General features: G+C 64.8%; 16 protein-coding genes. 9 read left to right on the top strand and 7 right to left on the bottom strand.

The window, feature by feature from the left end; translation table 11 throughout:
* Window positions 1-2: 2 nt before the first annotated feature.
* Together IP65_RS06375 and IP65_RS06370 are read right to left on the bottom strand one after the other, a co-directional pair.
* Complete coding sequence (locus tag IP65_RS06375) at window positions 3-584, bottom strand: hypothetical protein (RefSeq protein ID WP_022678479.1); 582 nt, start codon at window positions 582-584, stop codon at window positions 3-5.
* Window positions 572-1,759, bottom strand: a complete 1,188-nt coding sequence (locus IP65_RS06370; protein ID WP_051146503.1) for a bifunctional 2-C-methyl-D-erythritol 4-phosphate cytidylyltransferase/2-C-methyl-D-erythritol 2,4-cyclodiphosphate synthase — start codon at window positions 1,757-1,759, stop codon at window positions 572-574. The genes IP65_RS06375 and IP65_RS06370 overlap by 13 nt, the downstream gene beginning before the upstream one ends.
* A gap of 128 nt (window positions 1,760-1,887) precedes the next feature.
* On the opposite strand from IP65_RS06370, the gene dusB reads away from it, so the two are divergent.
* The 7 genes from dusB (at window position 1,888) to hflX (ending at window position 11,395) form a co-directional block, all read left to right on the top strand.
* The gene (gene dusB, locus IP65_RS06365; RefSeq protein ID WP_022678477.1) at window positions 1,888-2,904 is read left to right on the top strand and encodes a tRNA dihydrouridine synthase DusB; all 1,017 of its coding nucleotides are present in this window, start codon (window positions 1,888-1,890) and stop codon (window positions 2,902-2,904) included.
* A complete protein-coding gene (locus tag IP65_RS06360) occupies window positions 2,901-4,019 on the top strand; it encodes a nitrogen regulation protein NR(II) (protein WP_022678476.1) in 1,119 nt (372 codons plus the stop codon). Before dusB ends, IP65_RS06360 begins: the two co-directional genes overlap by 4 nt.
* 4 nt (window positions 4,020-4,023) lie before the next feature.
* A complete protein-coding gene (locus tag IP65_RS06355; RefSeq protein ID WP_028658440.1) occupies window positions 4,024-5,469 on the top strand; it encodes a sigma-54 dependent transcriptional regulator in 1,446 nt (481 codons plus the stop codon).
* 74 nt (window positions 5,470-5,543) lie between these two features.
* Window positions 5,544-7,811, top strand: coding sequence for an ATP-binding protein (locus IP65_RS06350; RefSeq protein WP_022678474.1), 2,268 nt, complete (start codon window positions 5,544-5,546; stop codon window positions 7,809-7,811).
* 56 nt (window positions 7,812-7,867) lie between these two features.
* Window positions 7,868-9,253 (top strand): sigma-54 dependent transcriptional regulator, encoded by a 1,386-nt coding sequence (locus tag IP65_RS06345; protein ID WP_022678473.1) that lies wholly within the window; start codon window positions 7,868-7,870, stop codon window positions 9,251-9,253.
* A gap of 217 nt (window positions 9,254-9,470) precedes the next feature.
* Window positions 9,471-10,061, top strand: a complete 591-nt coding sequence (hfq, locus tag IP65_RS06340; RefSeq protein WP_022678471.1) for an RNA chaperone Hfq — start codon at window positions 9,471-9,473, stop codon at window positions 10,059-10,061.
* Window positions 10,058-11,395 (top strand): GTPase HflX, encoded by a 1,338-nt coding sequence (hflX, locus tag IP65_RS06335; protein WP_028658439.1) that lies wholly within the window; start codon window positions 10,058-10,060, stop codon window positions 11,393-11,395. Before hfq ends, hflX begins: the two co-directional genes overlap by 4 nt.
* Here hflX and mazG read toward each other — a convergent pair.
* Window positions 11,357-12,175, bottom strand: a complete 819-nt coding sequence (mazG, locus tag IP65_RS06330; protein WP_022678469.1) for a nucleoside triphosphate pyrophosphohydrolase — start codon at window positions 12,173-12,175, stop codon at window positions 11,357-11,359. The genes hflX and mazG overlap by 39 nt on opposite strands.
* Window positions 12,176-12,315: 140 nt before the next feature.
* Here mazG and IP65_RS06325 point away from each other — a divergent pair, with 140 nt between their 5' ends.
* Window positions 12,316-12,765, top strand: coding sequence for a hypothetical protein (locus IP65_RS06325; RefSeq protein ID WP_156306440.1), 450 nt, complete (start codon window positions 12,316-12,318; stop codon window positions 12,763-12,765).
* A complete protein-coding gene (locus tag IP65_RS06320; protein ID WP_022678467.1) occupies window positions 12,762-13,088 on the top strand; it encodes a transcriptional regulator in 327 nt (108 codons plus the stop codon). Before IP65_RS06325 ends, IP65_RS06320 begins: the two co-directional genes overlap by 4 nt.
* 77 nt (window positions 13,089-13,165) lie before the next feature.
* Here the strand turns inward: IP65_RS06320 and IP65_RS21265 are convergent, their stop codons facing one another.
* Genes IP65_RS21265 through metG form a run of 4 tightly spaced genes read right to left on the bottom strand, consistent with a single transcriptional unit; the run spans window position 13,166 to window position 16,481 of the window.
* Window positions 13,166-13,342: a hypothetical protein gene (locus IP65_RS21265; RefSeq protein ID WP_022678466.1), complete on the bottom strand. Its 177-nt coding sequence runs from the start codon at window positions 13,340-13,342 to the stop codon at window positions 13,166-13,168.
* A gap of 21 nt (window positions 13,343-13,363) precedes the next feature.
* Window positions 13,364-14,131, bottom strand: a complete 768-nt coding sequence (locus IP65_RS06315) for an MBL fold metallo-hydrolase (protein ID WP_054131139.1) — start codon at window positions 14,129-14,131, stop codon at window positions 13,364-13,366.
* A complete protein-coding gene (locus IP65_RS06310) occupies window positions 14,128-14,913 on the bottom strand; it encodes a TatD family hydrolase (protein ID WP_054131138.1) in 786 nt (261 codons plus the stop codon). Before IP65_RS06310 ends, IP65_RS06315 begins: the two co-directional genes overlap by 4 nt.
* On the bottom strand, window positions 14,913-16,481 hold the full coding sequence (gene metG / locus IP65_RS06305; RefSeq protein WP_054131137.1) for a methionine--tRNA ligase: 1,569 nt from the start codon (window positions 16,479-16,481) through the stop codon (window positions 14,913-14,915). The genes IP65_RS06310 and metG overlap by 1 nt, the downstream gene beginning before the upstream one ends.
* Window positions 16,482-16,494 lie beyond the last annotated feature (13 nt).

Below are 16,494 nucleotides of genomic sequence, written 5' to 3'. Positions count from 1 at the left end.
TGTCATGGGGTTTCCGGGCACAGGGGCAGCCCAGGTTTGCGGGGCACGATGCCCGGCTTGCGCGATGGCGAATCGACCATGCGGATGATGAAGGTGAACAGGCTGGCGGTGTTTTCCGGCGGCAATGGCGCCAGAAGGCGCGTCATCTGTTCCAGCGGCGCGCAGCTTTGCGGCTTGATCGATTCGGTGACCATCTGCCCCACCATGCCGTCGGCAAACGGCTGCAGGGCCTTGTCGGGCAACCGGGCCATCTGCGCGATAGTCTGGTCACCGCCCTTGGCGTCGGCTTGGCCCAGCTTGAGCAGCGCTGCCTTGGCGCGCGGCCAGGCAGCCGGCTTGGCCTGGGCATAGCGCTGCACCAGCGATTGGCCCTCGCGGGCGAAATAGCCCTGCGGCGCCAGGTGCGGCGCGCAGAACGTGATCGCGCTGTCCATCGCCGATGGCAGGGCATAGGCTACCATGGCATCGACATCGGCCGGCTCCAGGCAGGCGCGGGCGTCTGCCGCAAAGGCCTGCTGCCCCGCGAGCAATCCGGCAAGGGCGAGCGTGGCGGCGCTGCGGCGCGCAAGGGTCAGGCTGACCATTGCGGCACCACGGTGGCAACGGCCTGCGCCGCAATGCCTTCACCGCGACCGGTCGTGCCCAGGCGCTCGGTGGTCGTCGCCTTCACGCTGACGCGGTCGATCGGCAGGCCCAGGATTTCGGCGAGGCGGGCGCGCATCGCCGCCTTGTGTGGGCCGATCTTGGGCGCTTCGCAGATGATCGTCACGTCGACATTGGCAATCGCATGGCCGCTTTGCGCCACCAGCGCGGCGGCATGCGCCAGGAAACGATCGGACGAGGCGCCTTTCCACTGCGCATCGGACGGCGGGAAGTGATCGCCGATGTCACCGGCTGCAATAGCGCCGAGCAGCGCATCGACCAGGGCATGGATCGCCACGTCGGCATCGCTGTGGCCCGAAAGGCCCTTGGCATGATCGATCTTGACGCCGCACAGCCACAGGTCTTGCCCCGTGACCAGGCGGTGAACGTCAAAACCCATGCCCGTGCGGGGAAGGGGGGCTGGCATCGGGGCAGTCTCCAGATCGCTGGCAAAGGTCACCTTGCGCAAGGCCTCGTCTCCGGCAACGAGCGCCACGGCCAGGCCCGCGGCATCGGCCACCTGTGCATCATCGCCCGCTTCGGCGCCGCCGTTCCAGCCACGATGGGCGGCAAGGATGGCAGGATAATGAAACGCTTGCGGCGTCTGCACACGGAACAGGCCCTCGCGCGCCACGGCAACATCGCGTCGGCCATCCTCGCGCCCACGCACCACGCTGTCGACCACCGGCAGCGCCGGAATGGCACCAGGCGCCGATGCCAGCGCCGCCAACAAGCGATCGATCACTGCGCGCGGCAGGACCGGACGGGCAGCGTCGTGAATCAGCACATGGTCCGGTGCATCGTCAGCCAGTGCTTCCAGCGCGCACGCTACCGATTCTCGCCGCGTCTCTCCGCCATGGACGAATACGACATCGGGCAATCCCTGCAGGGCTGCGGCCGCTACCTCTTCCCAACCGCGCGGGATCGCCACCATCACCGGCGCGACACCGGCAGAAATCAGCGATTCCACGCTGTGGCGCACCAGTGGCTGGCCCTGCCACAGGGCAAACTGCTTAGGCACGCTGCCACCGGCACGCAGGCCCTTGCCGGCGGCGACCACGATGGCGGCCGTCCTGCTAAAGGACTGCTGGTCTGAAGGGGGAGGGACAGGGTTCATTCCGGGTGCGCCTCTACCAGCAGGGCGGAGGGAAGCCAAGCGGCGGCTTGGCCCTCCCGGACGGGCGCTTGCCCACTCGCGCGTATTCGACTAAGGGCTGCCTGTTTTTTAGGCAGTATCGTTCGGTCATGACCCAGGTTCCCACTCCCCCCGTTCTCGCCCCGCTCGACGTTGGCCCCGTGCGCATTGGCTGCCCGGTGGTGCTGGCGCCGATGACGGGCGTTTCCGATCTGCCGTTCCGCCTGATGGTGCGGCGCTTCGGTTCGGGCCTCAACGTGACGGAAATGATCGCCAGCCCCGCCGCGATCCGCGAAACGCGCCAGTCGATCCAGAAATGGGCCTGGCACCCCACCGAGGAACCGGTCTCGATGCAGCTGGTCGGCTGCGATCCCGAGCAGATGGGCGAAGCGGCCAAGCTGTCGGAAGATCGCGGCGCGGCCATCATCGACATCAACATGGGCTGCCCGGTGCGCAAGGTGGTCAACGGCTATGCCGGGTCTGCGCTGATGCGCGAAGTGCCGCTGGCGGCGCGCCTGATCGAAGCGACGGTCAAGGCGGTGAAGGTTCCGGTCACGGTCAAGATGCGCATGGGCTGGTGCCATGACAGCCTCAATGCCCCGGAACTGGCACGGATCGCGCAGGATCTTGGCGCGCAGATGATCACCGTCCACGGCCGCACCCGCAACCAGATGTACAAGGGCAGCGCCGACTGGGCGTTTGTTCGCAAGGTCAAGGAAGCGGTGACCATTCCGGTGATCGTCAACGGCGATATCTGCGGGATCGAGGAAGTGGCGCAGGCCGTGGCGCAAAGCGGGGCCGATGGCGTGATGATCGGGCGCGGTGCCTATGGCCGCCCGTGGCTGCTGGGGCAGGTGATGCACTGGCTGCAGACCGGCCAGGTGCGCCCCGATCCCACGATCGAGGAGCAATACCGCCTGATCGTGGAACACTACCAGTCGATGCTCGACCACTATGGCGCCGTCACCGGCGTGAACATGGCGCGCAAGCACCTGGGCTGGTACACCAAGGGCCTGCCGGGGTCGGCCGAGTTCCGCAACCGTGTCAACTTCATCGATGATGCGCAGGACGTGCTCGCCAATCTCGAAGCGTTCTACGCCCCGCTGCACCACCGCGAAGCGGCATGACGCAAGGGCTGGACCGCGCCCGCGCCGAGCATCTGGTGCGGCCCGATCCCAAGCGCATGATTGCCAGCTTTCCGCTGGCCGTATTGCTGCTGGCGCCCGACATGACGATTTCGGCGGTCAATCCGGCGGCCGAACAATTGCTGAGCCAGGGGGCGCGGCGCCTGGTCGGCAAGGCCCTGATCGACGTTCTGGCCTTTGAAGAACCGCTGATCCTGCATCGCCTTGCCGATGCCGAGACGCACCTGGTGGCGCGGCGCGTGCGCGTTGGCCTGCCCGGGCGCAGCACCCGCGCGCTCGATGTGATGACCGCGCCGGTCCAGCATCATCCGGGCTGGCAAATGCTGGTCCTGCACGAAATGAGCGGGGTGGAAGGCTTAAGCGACGACGTGCCCGGTGCCGGTGCGGGCGAGACCGGCGCCCTGCGCGCGCCCGAGGTGCTGGCCCATGAAATCAAGAATCCGCTCGCCGGCATTCGCGGCGCGGCGCAATTGCTCGACCGCAAGCTGGGCGAGGCGGACCGCGCGCTGACCGGGCTGATCACCGCCGAGGTCGATCGCATCGCCAAGCTGATCGATCACATGCAGTCGCTTTCCCGCCGCATCCGCGAGCCTGCCGTGCCCTGCAACCTGCACGAAGCGGTGCGCCGCGCCCAGGCGGTGATCGCCGCCAGCGACCCGGGTGGCGTGGTGGTGCGGGAGGAATTCGATCCCTCGCTGCCCCCGGTCACGGCCAATCCCGATGCCCTGGTGCAGATCCTGCTCAATCTCATGACCAATGCGCGCGAGGCATGCGAGGGGCAGGACAACCGCCGCATCGTGGTGCGCACGCGCTTTGCCAGCGGCATCCAGGTGCATTCGCGCGCGGGCAAGCCGCTGCGCTTGCCTATCGAGGTGCGCGTCAGCGACAATGGCCCGGGTATCGACCCCGCGCTGCGCGACCATATCTTCGAGCCCTTCGTTACCGCCAAGAAAAACGGCCAGGGCCTGGGCCTCGCCTTGGTGCAGAAGCTGGTGCGGGAAATGAACGGGCGCATTACCCATGATCGCGACGAGGTGGGGGGGTGGACGCATTTCCGCCTGCATCTGCCCGTTGCCGGCACTGTGCAGAATGATTGAGCGCATGAAAGAGTCGATTCTGCTGGTCGAGGATGATTCCTCCATCGCCATCGTCATCACCGCGGCGCTCGAGGCCGAGGGCCTGCACGTTGACCGCTGCGACAGCATTGCCGGGCGCGATTGCCTGCTGGCGAGCAAGCCCTATGGCCTGATGTTGACCGACGTGATGCTGACCGATGGTGACGGCATCGAAACGCTTCCCCCCGTGCGCGCGGCGTTTCCGCGCATGCAGGTGATCATCCTGTCGGCGCAGAACACGCTCGATACCGCGGTGCGGGCGAGCGATACTGGCGCGTTTGAATATTTTCCCAAGCCGTTCGACCTGGAAGAACTGGTGCGCACCGTGCGCCAGGCGCTGGGCGCGTTGGACGGCAGCGATCTGCCCGATGCTGCCGAAGACCTGGGGCAGGGCCTGCCGCTGGTCGGGCGTAGCGCGGCGATGCAGGCGGTCTATCGCATGATCACGCGCGTGTTGCGCAATGATCTGACCGTGCTGATCCTGGGCGAATCCGGCACCGGCAAGGAACTCGTGGCCGAAGCGATTCACCAACTGGGCAACCGGCGGGACGGGCCGTTCGTGGCGGTCAACACCGCTGCCATCCCGCACGAGTTGATCGAAAGCGAGCTGTTCGGCCACGAAAAGGGCGCGTTCACCGGCGCCGTTGCCCGCCAGATCGGCAAGTTCGAACAGGCCGCGCGCGGCACGCTGTTTCTCGACGAAATCGGCGACATGCCGCTGGAGGCGCAGACCCGCTTGCTGCGCGCCTTGCAATCCGGGCGCATCCGCCGCGTGGGCGGCACGGAGGAAATCGCGCTCAACTGTCGGATCATTGCGGCAACCAATCGCGATCTGGTGCCGATGATCGCCGCCGGCACATTTCGCGAAGACCTTTACTACCGCCTCGCCGTCGTGCCGATCGAACTGCCGCCACTGCGCGAGCGGGCTGACGACGTGGAGGCGCTGTCCCGCCATTTCCTGGCGCGGGCCGCAGCCGAGGGATTGCCCCGGCGGCAGCTGTCGGCCGCGGGTGCGGCACTGCTCGCGCGCCAGCCCTGGCGCGGCAACGTGCGCGAATTGCGCAATTTCATCTTCCGCCTGGCCCTGCTGGCGCGCGACGATGTGGTCGATGACGCCACGATCGAACCACTGCTGGCCAGCGATAACGCGGCCCAGCGCGCTGGCGAGCCCGAAGCGGGCATCGGCAACGCTGCCCCGGCCGATTTCGCTACGGCCCTCGACGCATTCCTGATCCAGGCGCGCCCCGAGCCGGGCATGCTCTATGACACCGCGCTGGCCGCGTTCGAGCGGCCGCTGTTCCTTCATGCCCTGGCGCAGACCGGCGGCAACCAGTTGCGAGCCGCGCAACTGCTGGGGATCAACCGCAACACGCTGCGCAAGCGCCTGGTCGATCTGGGCATTGCGCCGGAAGATGCCTTGGGTGGTCGCTGACGCGCCTCGTCCAGACGCGGTGTGTCATAAAAGCACTTGCATTTTTGCAACAGCAGCGTTGTAAAGGCGCCACGATGGTCGCAAATGCAACACGTTCGGGCAAACGACTGCCGCGCTGGTGGCGACGGCTGCTGGTGTCGCTGCGCCGCGCCAACGTGTTCCTCCTGCTGGAAATGACTGCCGGAACCGCGCTGATCACCATGCTGATGGTCTCATGGCAGACGGTCAGCGCCAACAGCGCCGCCAATCAACTGTTGCCGGCACGGCTCACCTCGGTCCTGCTCATCGGCTCGCTGGTGCCGGCCATGGCGCTTATCGTGCTGGCGGGCCGCCGCTTGGCCCTGGCGCGGGCCGCGCGCAGCGGCCTTGGCACCAGCGGGCGGCTGCACGTGCGCCTGGTCTGGCTGTTTTCGCTGATCGCGGCGATCCCCACGCTGCTGGTCGTGATCTTTGCCTCGCTGCTTTTCCAATCTGGCGTGGAATTCTGGTTTTCCAGCGATTCCCGCGGCATGCTGGAAAATGCCAACAGCCTGGCCCGCGGCTATTACGCCGATAAGCTGCGCGATGTCGGCCGCGAAAGCGTGGCCATGGCCGGCGACGTGCGCGGTTATTTCGACCAGGCCCCGATCACCAGCCAGGACTTTCTCGCCGGCTATTCCTGGCAGGTCTACAGCCGCAAGATGGACGAGAGCGCGATCATCGAGCGCGGCCGCGATGGCACCCTGCGCACCGCTGCAATCGTTGATCCCAATGCGAAGGACAACCGCGAGCGCGTTACGCCCGATGAACTGCGCAAGCTCGATGCCGGGGAGCAGGTCGTCGTCAACGCCTCAGCCGAGCGGATCGAGGCGGTCACCCCAATCGATCACCAGCGCGGCATCTATCTGTATGTGGCACGCAACTCCGACAAGCTGGCGCTGAGCCAGTTCGAGCGCGCCAACAGCGTGCTGTCCGCCTATGACATGCTCAGCCGCAGTGCGCGCGCGATCCAGTTGCGTTTCAATGTCGCGCTGTTCGTGATCAGCCTGGCGCTGGTAATGCTGGCAGTGTGGGTGGCGTTGCGCTTTGCCGATCGCCAGGTTGCCCCGCTGGCCGAACTGGTCAAGGCCGCGCGCAGCGTGGGCAGCGGCAATTTTGCCATGCGCGTGGCACCGGTCAAGAACATCGACGAGGTCGGCATGCTGACCCGCGCTTTCAACCGCATGACGGCGCAACTGGAAGGGCAGACCCAGGCGCTGGTCAATGCCAACGCCCAGCTCGACGTGCGGCGCGTGTTCATCGAAACCGTGCTGGAATCGATCACGGCCGGGATCGTTTCGGTTGGGCCGGATGGCACCATCCAGCTGATGAACTCTTCGGCGCAGAAGCTCCTGCTCGAAGATCCCCGCGTCTCTGCCGATGGCCGCACGCTGACCGAAATCGCGCCACAGATCGCGCAGCTTGTTGCCAACGGCGAAAGCAGCGGCATCGTACAATATGCCCGCCAGGGTGAACTGCTCACCCTCGCGGTCAAGGCACGGGCCGATCGCCACGGCCACGTGATCACGTTCGAGGACATCACCCGCCAGCTGATCACCCAGCGCCGCGCGGCCTGGTCGGACGTCGCCCGCCGCATCGCACACGAGATCAAGAACCCGCTGACGCCGATCCAGCTGGCGACCGAGCGCCTCAAGCGCCGCTATCGCCGGCAGATCGTGACCGATCCCGAACTGTTCGAGGAACTGACTGCCACGATCATCCGCCAGGTGGGCGACTTGCGCAAAATGGTGGACGAGTTCTCCTCGTTCGCGCGCCTGCCCAAGCCGGTGTTCCGCAGTGAGGATGCCAGCGATCTGGTGCGCCAGGCGCTGTTCCTTCAGGAAGTGGCGCATGGCGAGGTCAGCTTCAGCTTTACCAGCGATGCGCCGGCCGTGCCATTCCAGTGCGATCGGCACCAGTTCGGCCAGGTGATGACCAACGTGCTCAAGAACGCGGTAGAGGCGATCGAGCAGCAGCGCGCAAAGGTGTCTGACCTTGATTACCGCGGCCGCATCGCGGTGCAGCTGCATGCCGATGATGCGGCCGTCGTGGTCACCGTGATCGACAATGGCGTTGGCCTGCCGGTGGAGCGCGAGCGCATTCTCGAACCCTACGTCACCACGCGTGAAAAGGGCACCGGGCTGGGCCTGGCAATCGTCAACAAGATTGTCGAGGAGCATGGCGGCGACATGGCCTTTGCCAACGAGCCGGAAGGTGGCACCCGCGTGACCATGCGCTTTGCCCGCGATCCCCTGGCCCAGGCCGGGGGCGTGGCCCCTGCCAATGCACCGCCCGTCGATACAGTGGCTGCCGCGCCGCATTGATCCTTTCTGGACCGCACGATTCCATCAGGCTTTTTCCACAGGACTCAGAAATTCCCATGGCTCTCGATATCCTGATCGTCGACGATGAACGTGACATCCGCGAACTCGTGGCGGGCGTGCTCAGCGACGAAGGCTATGGCTGCCGCCTGGCCGGTGACAGCACTTCGGCCCTGGCAGCGGTGGACGAACGCCGCCCCAGCCTGGTCCTGCTCGACGTGTGGCTGCACGGCAGCCCGATGGACGGGCTCGAAGTGCTGGACGAGATCAAGAAGCGCGAGCCGGAACTGCCGGTGATCATCTTTTCCGGCCACGGCAATATCGATACCGCCGTTTCGGCCATCAGCCGCGGTGCGATGGATTTTCTCGAAAAGCCGTTTGAGGCCGAACGCCTGCTGCTGCTGGTGGAACGTGCCACCGAAACGGAACGCCTGCGCCGGGAAAATCAGCGCCTGCGCCAGGGCTTCGTCGCCTCGGAAGAGTTCACCGGCAATTCGGCGGCAATCAACCAGGTGCGCGCCACGCTCAAGCGGGTGGCCAACACCGGCAGCCGCTTGCTGATCACCGGCCCGGCCGGGTCGGGCAAGGAAGTGGCCGCGCGCCTGCTCCACAGCTGGAGCCCGCGCGCGCAGAACGCCTTCATTACCGTCAATTCCGCGCGCATCACGCCCGAACGCTTTGAACAGGAACTGTTCGGCGAAGAAGCCGATGGCAAGCTGGTGCGCGCCGGCTTGCTGGAAATGGCCGATGGCGGCACGCTCTTCCTCGATGAAGTGGCCGACATGCCAGCCTCGAGCCAGGCGCGTATCCTGCGCGTCTTGACCGAGCAGGCATTCGTGCGCGTGGGAGGCCATCGCCAAATCCGCGTGGACGTGCGGGTCGTTTCCTCTTCCTCGCGCCCGCTCGAAAAGGAAATCGCCGAGCGGCGTTTCCGCGAAGACCTGTTCTACCGCCTCAACGTGGTACCAGTCGCGATCCCGCCGCTGACCGATCGGCGCGACGACATCCCCTCGCTGGTCGATCATTTCTTCACCCGCTATGCCAGCGAGCAGGGCGTTTCGCCGCCGGGCATCACGCCCGAGGCCATGGCCGCGTTGCAAAGTTATGATTGGCCGGGGAATGTGCGCCAGCTGCGCAATGTGGTGGAGCGCACGATCATCCTCACCCCGCGCGAGCGCCTGGCCCGGATCGAGGCAGACATGCTGCCCGCCGAAATCGTCTCCACCCGGCTTGGCGCCGATACCGGCACCTCGGCGTTGATGGGCGTGCCGCTGCGCGAGGCGCGCGAGAATTTCGAGCGCGAGTACCTCAAGGTGCAGATCCGGCGCTTTTCCGGCAACATCTCAAAGACCGCCAGCTTCATCGGAATGGAACGCTCTGCCCTGCATCGCAAGCTCAAGCTGTTGGGCATGGCCGAGCGGCGCGAGGACGAGGAAGACGACTGACCGCCTGGCGGGCGTTCCACCAGGCTTTTACGCACAAGCGAACGTTTGCGACAAAAACCCGGTTTACGCAGCCGCAAAGCGGCCATAAGACAAGGTTCGAAGCCGGCCCATGGCCATTGTCGTGTCATCTTGCACCGCAATGATCGTGAGCCAGATCGCGAAGCCCCGGAATAGCGCCGAAAGGACCGGGGCCCGCCAATAGAACGGAGTCACAAGAATGACCGGAAAGACCCTGTCTGCGCGTCCCCGCGCCAAGTCTGAAGCCGCAGCCCCTGCCGAGGCCGCTGCGCCTGCGACTACGCCCGCACCTGTCGCCAGCGGCGGCGCGGTGAAGGGCCAGAACCTTCAGGACGTGTTCCTCAACCATCTGCGCAAGAACAAGATTCCCGTCACCATGTTTCTGGTGAAGGGCGTCAAGCTGCAGGGCATCGTCACCTGGTTTGACAATTTCTCGATCCTGCTGCGCCGCGATGGTCAGTCTCAGTTGGTCTACAAGCATGCGATCTCCACGATCATGCCGGGCCAGCAGCTTTCGGTTGCCCACTTCCAGAGCGGCAACGACGAAAACGGCAAGAAGCGCCTGTTGCAGGAGGTGTTCCTGTCGAGCGTGCGCGATGCCGGCGTGCAGGTTACCATGTTCCTCGTCAACGGCGTCATGCTGCAGGGCAAGGTCGCGGCCTACGACCTTTTTTGCATGCTGCTGGAACGCGAAGGCTATGTGCAGCTTGCCTATAAGCATGCCGTCTCGACGATTCAGCCGGCCGGCCATGTCGATCTGACGGGTGACTGGGAAGGCGAAGCGAACTGAGCACTTTCGAATTTGGACGCAATGCGGGTGACATCGAAGGCGAAGTCACCCGTGGCGCGCGCGCCATTGTTGTTCTGCCCGATATTCGCCAGCGCGGCGGCTTGGGCGAGGATGCCGAAGCGCGCTTGGAAGAAGGGCAGGGCCTGGCCCGCGCCATTGGCATCGAAGTGGTCGACGCGTTCATCGTGCCGATCCGCGCGGTGCGCCCCGGCACGCTGTTCGGGGAAGGGCAGGTCGAACGCCTCGCCGTCAGCGCCACACAGAACGAGGCAGAGCTCGTCATCATCGATGGGGCGCTGTCGGCAATCCAGCAGCGCAACCTGGAAGACAAGCTCAAGCGCAAGGTGATAGATCGCACCGGGTTGATCCTCGAAATCTTTGGCGAACGTGCCGCCACCGCCGAAGGGCGGCTGCAGGTGGAACTCGCCCATCTCGATTACCAGGCTGGGCGCCTGGTTCGCTCTTGGACCCACCTCGAACGCCAGCGCGGCGGCTTTGGCTTCCTTGGCGGCCCAGGTGAAACCCAGATCGAGGCGGACCGGCGGATGATCCGCAACCGCATGGCACGCTTGCGCCGCGAACTGGAACAGGTGCGCCGCACCCGTGGCCTGCATCGCGAACGGCGCCAGCGCGCGCCATGGCCGGTGATTGCCCTTGTCGGCTATACCAACGCCGGAAAATCTACGCTGTTCAACCGCCTGACCGGCGCCGCGGTGATGGCCGAAGACCTGCTGTTCGCCACGCTCGATCCCACCATGCGCGCCATCCGCATGCCGGGGGTGGAAAAGGCGATCCTGTCAGACACGGTCGGCTTCATTTCCGATCTGCCGACACAGCTGGTCGCGGCGTTCCGCGCCACGCTGGAAGAGGTGACGGCGGCCGATGTGATCGTGCACGTGCGCGATATCGCCAACCCGGCGGCGGCCCAGCAAAAGGCCGAGGTGGAAGAAATCCTTACGGATCTGGGCGTGATCGGTGAGGGTGGCAGCGAAATCCCGATCATCGAGGCCTGGAACAAGTGGGATCTGCTCGCCGAAGACGAACGCGCCATGCGCGAGGCGATGATTGCTCATGGCGTGCCCGAGCAGAAGGTCGTGCCGATCTCCGCCATGACGGGGGAGGGCACCGATACCCTGCTCAGTGTCTTGAGCGACATGCTGACCGGGAATGCGCAAGTGCTGGAACTCACTGTGCCCGTCAGCGATGGCCAGCGCCTGGCCTGGCTGCACGCCCATGGTGAAGTGCTGCGCGAAGAGCCCAACGAAGACCAGACGGCACTGCGCCTCAGCGTGCGGTTAAGCCTCGCTGATATCGGCCGCTTCACCACGCTCTGACACTTTCACCGCCTGCCACAGTGCTTCCTGGGCATCCAGGTCCAGCGTGGCAAAGCGTCCTTGCGCCAATGCCTCCATCGCGCGGAAACGCCGCTCGAACTTGGCATTGGCGTGGCGCAGCGCGTCTTCGGGGGCAATGCCATAGGCGCGCACGGCGTTGACGGCGGCAAACAGCAGGTCGCCGGCTTCATCCAGCTGTTCCGCTGTGGTTTGCGCCGCGGCGAGCTCGTCGAGCTCCTCGATCACCTTGGCGGTGGGACCTGCCGTATCGGGCCAGTCGAACCCCACGCGCGCGGCGCGCTTCTGCAGCTTTTCCGCGCGCATGAGCGCGGGCAGGGCGAGGGCGACGCCATCCATCGCACTCTGCGCGCCCTTGGCGGCGCGTTCGGCAGCCTTGCGGTTTTCCCAGCGTTCCTCGCGCGATTGGCCGTGATCATCCTCGCCGCCAAAGATGTGAGGATGGCGATCTTCCATCTTGTCGGCGATCGCGGCGGCAACATCGTCAAAGGCGAAATGGCCGGCCTCCTGCGCCATGCGGCTGTGAAACACCACCTGGAGCAGCAGATCGCCCAGTTCCTCGCGCAGCGCGGCGATGTCGTCGCGCGCGATGGCATCGGCCACTTCATAGGCTTCCTCGATCGTGTAGGGCGCGATCGAGGCGAAGTTTTGCGCCAGATCCCATTCGCAGCCGCCGTGCGGATCACGCAGGCGGGCCATGATCGCCAAAAGGCGGATCAGCGAGGGAGACGATAAGGCGGGTGCGGAAACGGAGTCAGACATGACGCTGTTTCTAGGCTGCAAACGGTCAAATGGCACCCCTCTAGCAATCCGACATGATCACTTTCCATTCTGGAAAATTATCTCTTTCCGAATCGGAAAGTCTGCTGTATCGCTTTCCAACATGGAAAGTGAGGAATGACATGATGAGCGCAATTGGAAAAGATGAAGCCCGCGCCGCCTTGGGTGCCGTCGTTGGCGCCCAGCGCGAGCTGTCCACGCTCGCCTGTCCGCCCTGGCGCCACGCGGCTTTCGCCTTGTGCGAAGCGGTGCTGGTGGCAACGCCAGCGGTGGCGTTTGGCTGGCGCATCGCGCTGTTTGTCGCCGTCATGGCCGGGATCATCGCCTGCGTGATGTCCGACCGCCGCCGGCTCGGTGTGTTCATCAATGGCTATCGCCGTGGGCGCACGCGGCGCGTGGCGCTGCTGCTGTTGCTGGGTATCGCCGCGCTCTACATCGCCAGTGTCTGGGCCAGCCTGCATGCCGGCATGCCGCTGCTCAGCTTGGCGCTGGCCGTCATCACCTTTGGCATCAGCTATTGGGGCAGCGTGACGTGGCAGCGCGTGTTCGTGCGCGAAATGCAAGAGGCATGAGCGTGGCGACCGAGGCTGAAACCACGGCCGATCTCGATGGGCTGGAACCTTTGCTCCAGGCGCCAGCGCGGCTGCAAGTCATGGCGGTGTTGAGCCACGTGCAGGATGCCGAATTCGCCCGGCTGCGCGAGATTACCAAGTGCAGCGATTCCGTGCTGTCCAAGCATCTGTCGGCCCTGGCTGACGCAGACCTGATCGCACTGCGCAAGGCGCCGGTCGATGGGCGGCAGCGCACCTGGGCGCGGATCACCGCAATCGGGCGCACGCGCTTTGGCAAACACGTCGCCGCGCTCAAGCAGATCCTGGCGGGTGCGGCGGTGTGATCGGCACCGCCCGTCACGCGCTATCCGCGGTATGGATAAGATTTATTATGTAAAATGAACTTGACTTGAAGCCCGGATCAGCGGGCTTTGAGCCAGGTATAGACTAAGGCCGTCAGCACGATGATCACGCCCCAGATCAGCGCCATCTGGAGCCGTGCCGGCCATTGCACGCGGCGCAGCGCGCCGTTGCGGGATACCAGGACCAGCGCCATGATCAGGCCGATCAAGGCGACGATGCGATCGGGCGTGATCATGGCGCTATCCTTTCAGTGCGCTCACAGGCTGATTTCCAGGCCATCATAGCCTGGCTGGACGTTGTCGGGCGTTTCGCCGCACAAGGTGCGATAATCCATCGACTTGTCGAGATGCGTCAGAACCGCCTGGCCTGCCCGGCAGGTGTCGACCAGTTCCAGGGCCATCGCCAGATGGGCGTGCGTGGGATGTGGCTGCCGCCGCAAGGCATCGACTACCAGCACGTCAACCCGATAGAACAGGTTGATCATTTCATCATTTATTTCAGAAAAATCAGTCGCATAGCCAATGGACTTGCCATTCTGCTCAAACCGGAAAGCGGTTGATTGCGCCGGGCCATGGGCCATCTGGCAATGGCTGATGGCAATGCCGGCGACCATGCGCACGCGATCGAGGTTATCGAGGTTGCAGATCGTGTGATAGCCATGCTGGCCAGCAAAGACATAGCCAAAGCGTTGGCGCAGCCGGCGCACGGTCTCATCGGCAGCATAACCCGGGATCGGTGCGCCGCGGCCCATGCGCAGCGGGCGCAGATCATCGATGCCATGGGTGTGATCGGCATGGTCGTGCGTCCACACCACGCCATCGATCCGGTCGATTTCGGTGGCGAGCAACTGGTGGCGCAGATCGGTTGGCGTATCGACCAGGATGCGTGCGCCATCGGCGCCTTCCACCACGATCGCCACGCGGGTGCGGCGGTTGCGCGGCTCGGCCGGATCGCATTCCCCCCAGTCGTTGCCGATGCGCGGCACCCCTGTGGAGGTGCCCGATCCCAACATGACCAGCTTCATGCCGTGACCCTTTCCGCCTTGCTGAACAGGCGGAAGAAGTTGTCGGTGGTCACTGCGCCCAGTTGCTCAATCGCGACGCCACGCAGCGCGGCGACAAACGCGGCGGTATCGGCCACGAACGCCGGTTCGCACTTCTTGCCGCGATGGGGGATCGGCGCGAGGAACGGCGCATCGGTCTCCACCAGCAGGCGATGATCGGGAATGTCGGCAACAAAGGCCTGCAAGTCCTTGGCATTCTTGAACGTGACGATGCCCGAAATCGAGATCGTCAAGCCCAGGTCGAGCACCGCGCGGCCAAAGCCGGCGCTGGCGGTGAAGCAATGGATCAACGCCGGGAAGGCGCCCTTCCCCATTTCTTCGGTCAGAATGCGCAGCGTATCGTCTTCGGCATCGCGGGTATGGATGATCAGCGGCAAGCCGGTGTCTCGCGCCACCCCAATGTGCATGCGGAACAAGTCCTGCTGCACCTGGCGGTCGGAGTGATCGTAAAAGTAATCGAGCCCGGTTTCACCGATGCCGATCACGCGCGGGTCTGCCGTGGCCGCTGCCAGCACCGCAGCGCCCAGATCAGCATGGCTATCCGCCTCGTGCGGATGGATGCCCACGCTTGCCCACACGTCAGGCTCTCGATGGGCCACGGCCACGACTTCTTCCCACTCCCGCTGCCGTGTCGAGATGTTGAGGAAGCCGCGCACACCGCGCGCGCGGGCTGCCGTCAGTGCCTCGGCCTGGCGATCAACCAGGCCTTCGTAAATGAGGTGGCAATGGGAATCGATCAGCATCAGGCGCTCGCGCTTTCCTCGGCCGGCAGCTCAAGCCGTGGGAACGCGCCGACCGGCTGCGCCAAGGCTTCCCCGGTGGCCACGCGCTCCATGTACCAGCCCGCATGGTGCAAGGCGCCATAGCCGCGCTCGCCGGCCGGAATGTCCAGCTGGTCAAGCACTTTGCCCGCCGCCGTCGGCACGATCGGGGCGATGGCAATGGTCAGGTCGCGAATGGCCATGAACAGGGTAAGCAGCACGGCGCGCATTCGTTCCGGGTCGGTCTTGCGCAGCGTCCACGGTGCCTGCTCGTCGATATAGGCGTTGCAGGCAAAGACTGCGCGCATCCACGCATCGATCCCGGCCGAGAAGTTGAGCGCGGCAAATTCGCGCGGCAGATCTTCGGCAGCGGCAGCGTGGACCGTGGCGAGCAGGACATCATCGGCATCGGTGCTCGAAAACGTGTCGAGCTTGCCGTCCATGTTCTTGAAGATCATGGAAAGAACCCGCTGCACCAGGTTGCCATAGCTGTTGGCCAGCTCGGCATTGCAGCGCGTCACGATCGCTTCGGCCGACCACGAGCCGTCCTGGCCAAACGCCACTTCGCGCATGAAGAAATAGCGCACTGCGTCGACGCCAAAGCGTTCGGCCAGCGCGATCGGGTCGGTCACGTTGCCGAGTGACTTGGATTCCTTCTGCCCCCGGTTGAGCAGGAAGCCATGACCGAACACCTGGTGCGGCACCGGCAGGTTGGCGCTCATCAGGAAGGCGGGCCAGTAGATCGTGTGGAATCGCACGATATCCTTGCCGATCAGGTGCAGGTTTGCCGGCCAATACTTTGCAAAGGCGTCGGTTTCCTCCGGCCAGCCGAGGCCGGTGAGATAGTTGGTCAGCGCATCGACCCACACGTACATCACGTGGTTGTCGCTGCCCGGAACCTTTACCCCCCAGTCAAAGCTGGTGCGCGAGACCGAAAGGTCGCGCAGTCCCTGCGAGACGAACGCGATCATCTCGTTGCGGCGCGCCTCGGGCCGGATGAAATCGGGATTGTCGGTATAGAGCGCGAGCAGCTTGTCCTGATACTTCGACAGGCGGAAGAACCAGCTTTCCTCCACGGTCCATTCCACCGGGGTGCCCTGGGGCGAGAGCTTGCTGCCCCCTTCCCCTTCGACCAGTTCGCTTTCGTCGTAATAGGCCTCGTCGCGCACCGAGTACCAGCCTTCGTAGCGATCGAGATAGAGATCGCCGTTGGCTTCCATGCGCTTCCAGATTTCCTGGCTAGCGGTGTGGTGGCGTGGCTCGGTGGTGCGCAGGAATACGTCATAATTGACGTTCAATGCGGCGCACATATCAATGAAATGCTGCGACATCTGGTCGCTCAGCTGCGCCGGCGTCAGATCCAGGTCGCGCGCCTTCTGCGCCATTTTCAGGCCGTGCTCGTCCGTGCCGGTCTGCAGGCGCACGTCGCGGCCCATCGCCTTGTGGAACCGCGCGATCACATCGGCGGCGATCGCTTCATAGGCGTGGCCGATATGCGGCTTGCCGTTGGGATAGGAAATGGCGGTGGTGATGTAATAGGGTTCGCCCATGGCGACAGTCGCT

This window comes from Novosphingobium sp. AAP1, assembly GCF_001295765.1.
Classification (GTDB): Bacteria; Pseudomonadota; Alphaproteobacteria; order Sphingomonadales; family Sphingomonadaceae; genus Novosphingobium; species Novosphingobium capsulatum.
This window is presented reverse-complemented; position numbering and strand designations above follow the sequence as displayed.

Coding starts and splice junctions, on each gene's coding strand:
- IP65_RS06355 (WP_028658440.1), top strand. CDS start 4,024: ATGAAAGAGTCGATTCTGCTGGTCGAGGATGATTCCTCCATCGCCATC.
- IP65_RS06370 (WP_051146503.1), bottom strand. CDS start 1,759: ATGAACCCTGTCCCTCCCCCTTCAGACCAGCAGTCCTTTAGCAGGACG.
- hfq (WP_022678471.1), top strand. CDS start 9,471: ATGACCGGAAAGACCCTGTCTGCGCGTCCCCGCGCCAAGTCTGAAGCC.
- IP65_RS06310 (WP_054131138.1), bottom strand. CDS start 14,913: ATGCTGATCGATTCCCATTGCCACCTCATTTACGAAGGCCTGGTTGAT.
- IP65_RS06375 (WP_022678479.1), bottom strand. CDS start 584: ATGGTCAGCCTGACCCTTGCGCGCCGCAGCGCCGCCACGCTCGCCCTT.
- IP65_RS06325 (WP_156306440.1), top strand. CDS start 12,316: ATGATGAGCGCAATTGGAAAAGATGAAGCCCGCGCCGCCTTGGGTGCC.
- IP65_RS06345 (WP_022678473.1), top strand. CDS start 7,868: ATGGCTCTCGATATCCTGATCGTCGACGATGAACGTGACATCCGCGAA.
- IP65_RS06350 (WP_022678474.1), top strand. CDS start 5,544: ATGGTCGCAAATGCAACACGTTCGGGCAAACGACTGCCGCGCTGGTGG.
- dusB (WP_022678477.1), top strand. CDS start 1,888: ATGACCCAGGTTCCCACTCCCCCCGTTCTCGCCCCGCTCGACGTTGGC.
- IP65_RS06315 (WP_054131139.1), bottom strand. CDS start 14,131: ATGAAGCTGGTCATGTTGGGATCGGGCACCTCCACAGGGGTGCCGCGC.
- metG (WP_054131137.1), bottom strand. CDS start 16,481: ATGGGCGAACCCTATTACATCACCACCGCCATTTCCTATCCCAACGGC.
- mazG (WP_022678469.1), bottom strand. CDS start 12,175: ATGTCTGACTCCGTTTCCGCACCCGCCTTATCGTCTCCCTCGCTGATC.
- IP65_RS06320 (WP_022678467.1), top strand. CDS start 12,762: ATGAGCGTGGCGACCGAGGCTGAAACCACGGCCGATCTCGATGGGCTG.
- IP65_RS06360 (WP_022678476.1), top strand. CDS start 2,901: ATGACGCAAGGGCTGGACCGCGCCCGCGCCGAGCATCTGGTGCGGCCC.
- IP65_RS21265 (WP_022678466.1), bottom strand. CDS start 13,342: ATGATCACGCCCGATCGCATCGTCGCCTTGATCGGCCTGATCATGGCG.